This is a genomic window from Paenibacillus sp. FW101-FHT12H11 (assembly GCF_058790355.1).
In genome coordinates this window covers 191,245-191,686 of the sequence record NZ_JBYTCO010000005.1, presented here as the reverse complement: position 1 = coordinate 191,686, position 442 = coordinate 191,245, and the positions used below count along the sequence as shown (strand labels likewise).

Sequence of the window (442 nt, the reverse complement as noted above, 5' to 3'; positions counted from 1 at the left end):
CCTGTTGCTCCGTTGGTTCCTGCTGCGCCCGTAGCTCCGGTTACACCGTCAACTCCTGTTGCACCTGTAGCCCCTGTTACTCCGTTAGTTCCTGCTGCACCTGTAGCACCGGTTGCTCCGTTGGTTCCTGCTGCACCAGTAGCTCCGGTTGCACCGTCAACTCCTGTTGCTCCTGTAGCACCTGTTGCTCCGTTGGTTCCTGCTGCGCCCGTAGCTCCGGTTACACCGTCAACTCCTGTTGCACCTGTAGCCCCTGTCGCACCGTTGGTTCCTGCTGCACCCGTTGCTCCTGTCGCTCCGTTTGTTCCTGCTGCGCCCGTTGCTCCTGTCGCACCGTTCGTTCCTGCTGCACCCGTTGCTCCTGTCGCTCCGTTTGTCCCTGCTGCGCCCGTTGCTCCGGTTGCACCGTTTGTCCCTGCTGCGCCCGTTGCTCCGGTTGCAC

1 protein-coding gene is annotated in these 442 nt (G+C 62.0%); it reads right to left on the bottom strand.

All coding sequences use genetic code 11. The annotated features are described in order from the left end of the window. Positions 1-442: hypothetical protein (locus AC3WTJ_RS17595; protein WP_492523269.1), on the bottom strand; the 442-nt coding region annotated here is incomplete at both ends.